This is a genomic window from Rhodovibrio sodomensis (assembly GCF_016583645.1).
Taxonomy (GTDB): Bacteria; Pseudomonadota; Alphaproteobacteria; order Kiloniellales; family Rhodovibrionaceae; genus Rhodovibrio; species Rhodovibrio sodomensis.
This window is the reverse complement of sequence record NZ_NRRL01000209.1, coordinates 1-3684: the sequence shown is the minus strand read 5'-3', so window position 1 is coordinate 3684 and position 3684 is coordinate 1. Positions and strand designations below refer to the sequence as shown.

Sequence of the window (3684 nt, the reverse complement as noted above, 5' to 3'; positions counted from 1 at the left end):
CAGCCGACTGCGACGGTGTTGTGGCGACGACGCTTGTGTGGTCCAGACGAGCGCCGTTTCTGTGCGAACAAACGCATCGCCTCGATCCTCCGCGTGGGCGACAAAGCTCCGCAGTAGGCTTGCTGGAGCTATGACCGAGTTTGGGTGATGGCGTGATCAGGCGGCGGCGCTCGCGTTGATGGTCGCGGCTTCGTCGGTCGCCTCGATACCGTCCCTGAACTTCACACCATAGACGACCTTGGGCAACTGGTTCTTGCCACTCAAGCGCCGCCAGGTCCGGCTGGCAGTGGTCACCAGCTTGAACACCATCGTCATCGCGGTGGCGTGCGACATGCAGCCCTTGGTGCGAACCGTTCGGTGGCGGACGGTGGCGAACACGCTCTCGATCGGGTTCGTGGTGCGGATATGCTGCCATTGCTGGGCAGGGAAGTCGTAGAACGCCAGCAATGCCTCCCTGTCCTTGGTCAGGCAGCCGACCGCGCCCGGATACTTGGCCCCGTACTTCGCCTCGAACGTCGCCAGCGCCTTCTCGGCGTCGGCCCGGCTGTCGGCCATCCAGATCGCCTGGACATCGGCCTTCGCCTGCTTCTGCCGGCTTTTCGGCATTTTGTTCAGGACGTTGGCGGTCTTGTGCACCCAGCAGCGCTGCTGGCGGGCGCCGGGGAACACCTCATCGAGCGCTTTCCAGAACCCCATCGCCCCGTCGCCCACGGCGAGCTTGGGCGCGATCGTCAGCCCGCGGCCCTTCAGGTCAACGAGCAGCTCGCGCCAGCTCTGCGCGCTCTCGCGGAAACCCGCCTGGAAGCCCACCAGCTCCTTGTGGCCTTCAGCGGTCGCGCCGATCAGCACCAGGATGCATTGGTGCTCGTCCTCCATGCGCCCCTGCAGGTGGACGCCATCGGCCCAGAGGTAGACGTAGCTGCGCCCGGTGAGATCGCGCTGCTGCCAGCGCTCGTAATCGCCCTTCCAGTCGGCCTTGAGCCGGCCCAGCACCTGCGGTGACAACGCTGGCGCCCGCTCCCCCATGAGCGCGGTCAGCGCTTCCTGAAAGTCGCCGGACGACAGGCCGCGCAGGTAGAGAACCGGCAACACCGCGTCCAGCGATCGCGTCCGGCGGGCGAAGCGCGGCAGGATGTTCGAGGTAAAGCGGATCCGGTCGTCATCGCTGGCAGCGCCCCGGTCGCGGGCCTTCGCCCGGCGGACCGGCACCGATCCGATGCCCGTCAGCACGTTGCGCTCGGGTCCGTGGCCGTGCCGGACCAGCCGTTGCCGGCCATCCTCCGTCTTGAGATCGGCGTAGGCTGCCAGGAAGGCTTCCAGCTCGGCCTCGACGGCCTGCTCAAGCAGCTGCCGAGCACCGGCGCGCAGCACTTCGGTCAGCGGGTCGTCGATCTGCCCTGGTGGCGTGAAGGAAATGACCTTATCCTCAGACATGGCGTATCGCTCCTTTCCGGGAGGCGTGGTTGGTTTGGTCGCCACCACACGATACGCCACCTCCTTCTCAGCCCGTCACCCAGTTTCGGTCATAGCTCGGAATGAACCGCAGGAAATCAATACGTTATGGCGGGTCGCAGTATCGACGCGGTTTGCGACATGGGCTGGCAAGTTGCCGCGTTCCGCGGTTTTAACTCGGGCTGGCGGCACTTCTTCGAAGGTGAACAGCCGCCGCAACGTCTTGATATAGCTACGATCATTCCCGGCCAGACTCTGACGAGCCAGCAATGCGAGGAAGGTCCGATGGCCCGGTGGAAGTCAGACTGGCTGATAGTACTCGGAGGCCGGGAGAGCCGGTCACATGGGGAAGCGGCCAGCGGAGATGGATGCGTTCTAAGGAGACATGGGCTCCACACAGAGGGAGGACACGGCCCTTCTATGCAAAGAGAAGACACGCCAGCCATGCCAACGGGATTGGAGCGTATAGCAGCCAAGGCCCGGTCCGAGCCGAACCTCCGGTTCACCTCGCTGGCGCTCACCGGCCACCGTTATTGTCGCTGAACAGGCACAGCGAGTCTGGGACAATCTCCAGCAGATACCCCGGACCTCGGCGCCGGGCACGGATGGCCAGACAGTGCCGGAGGCGGAAGCGACCTTCGATAGCTGGATCGACCCAATGCTGCGCTCGGTTCACCAACAAGGTTACCGGGCGCCGGCGATCCGGCGGGTCTACATTCCCAAGCCCGGCAAGCACGAGAAACGGCCGCTGGGCGTGCCCTGCGTCGCGGATCGTGCGCTTCAGCGTAGCGTTGCCGAGGTTTTGTCCGCGATCTATGAGCAGGACTTCCTGCCTTGCTCGTTCGGCGGACGCCCGGGACGCAGCGCGCACAATGCTCTGGCAACTCTCCATGAGGCGGTTGCCGGGCAGAAGGTGAGTTGGGTTTTGGAGGCGGACCTGAAGGATTTCTTTGGGAGCCTGAACCACGAATGGCTACTCCGATTCGTGGAGCACCGGGTCGGGGACCCTCGTCTGATCAAGCTGATCCGGCGATGGCTCAAGGCTGGCGTCCTGGAAGATGGTACGGTGCATCCGAACGAGCAGGGCACACCGCAAGGCGGTTCGATCAGCGTCCTGGTCAGCAACATCTACTTGCACTACGTCCTCGACCTTTGGTTCGAGTACGTCGTCAAGCCGCGGCTGCAGGGCGAAGCGTACCTGGTACGCTACATCGACGACTTTGTGCTGTGCTTCCAATATCGGACGGATGCCGTACGGGTCCGGGATGCGCTCGGCAAGCGGTTGGGCCGGTTCGATCTGAGCTTGGAGCCAGATAAGACCAAGTTGGTCGCGTTCGGCCGGTTCGCCCAGCGTGACGCGCGCAGGCAAGGGCACCGCCGCCCGCAAACGATCTACTTTGTGGGCTTTACCTTGTACTGTTCGTATAACCGCAAGGGACGTTTCCGGGTCGGCCTGCGCACCGAAAAGTCGCGGCTTCAACGCAGTCTCTCCAGACTGTTCGATCTGATGCGGCGCAACCGGCACCTGCCTCTCCGGATGCAGGCGGCTTGCATCCATCAGGTCCTGCGCGGGCACTACGCATATTACGGTGTCGCCGGGAACTTCCGCGCTCTCCAGCGCCTGTATCGCGCTGTTGAACGCTATTGGCGCCATGTGCTCAGCCGTCGCAGTCGCGCCGGCCATGTCTCATGGCGGCGGTTCTGGCGTATCGTTGCCCGCTATCCTCTCGCGCGCCCGAAGCTCGCTCTCCCGTATTCCGAGCTGCGAGCGTGCGCCACGCTGTGAAACCATCTTCGACGAGCGCAGTGCGGGAGATCCGCACGCTGCGTTCTGTGGGAGCCGGAGGCGGGTGACCGCCTCCGGCGACCCGGTGCCGGCGGGGTGACCCGCCGGTCTACTCGCCCCCCCCCCACCGGTGAGTAGGTCAGGCGGCGGCCGGTAGAATAACGGATTGGCCAGCAAGGACGCGCCGAATGGCGGCGAGCGGGCTCAAGCCGTATAGGCGGCCGGTGTCGACGACGGAGCGCACGCCGGCGTAGAAAGCAGCGCCCCATTCGGCGTTAAAGCCTTGCGTGATCTTCCTGTTATGCAGAGCTGCGCATAACAGGAACTATGCGGAGTCCAAGGTTATGCGGAGATGGCGAGGGTGCGGCTTAGAAAGCTGTTTTCGATCAGTCGCTTAGCGTAGCCGAGGCTGGTTAAAGCTCAGCATAACTAAAGGTCCGTCTCCC

Annotated in this window: 2 protein-coding genes; one reads left to right on the top strand and one right to left on the bottom strand. The window is 64.1% G+C overall.

Annotation, left to right across the window (positions count from 1 at the left end; genetic code table 11):
* Nucleotides 1–156: 156 nt before the first annotated feature.
* The gene (locus CKO28_RS26990) at nucleotides 157–1434 is read right to left on the bottom strand and encodes an IS256 family transposase (protein WP_200344498.1); all 1278 of its coding nucleotides are present in this window, start codon (nucleotides 1432–1434) and stop codon (nucleotides 157–159) included.
* Between the two features lie 550 nt (nucleotides 1435–1984).
* Here CKO28_RS26990 and ltrA point away from each other — a divergent pair.
* Nucleotides 1985–3238 (top strand): group II intron reverse transcriptase/maturase, encoded by a 1254-nt coding sequence (gene ltrA, locus CKO28_RS26985; protein ID WP_200344500.1) that lies wholly within the window; start codon nucleotides 1985–1987, stop codon nucleotides 3236–3238.
* Nucleotides 3239–3684 lie beyond the last annotated feature (446 nt).

Bases quoted from the DNA above. Each gene is read 5' to 3' on its own strand.
- CKO28_RS26990 (WP_200344498.1), bottom strand. From the start codon at position 1,434: ATGTCTGAGGATAAGGTCATTTCCTTCACGCCACCAGGGCAGATCGAC.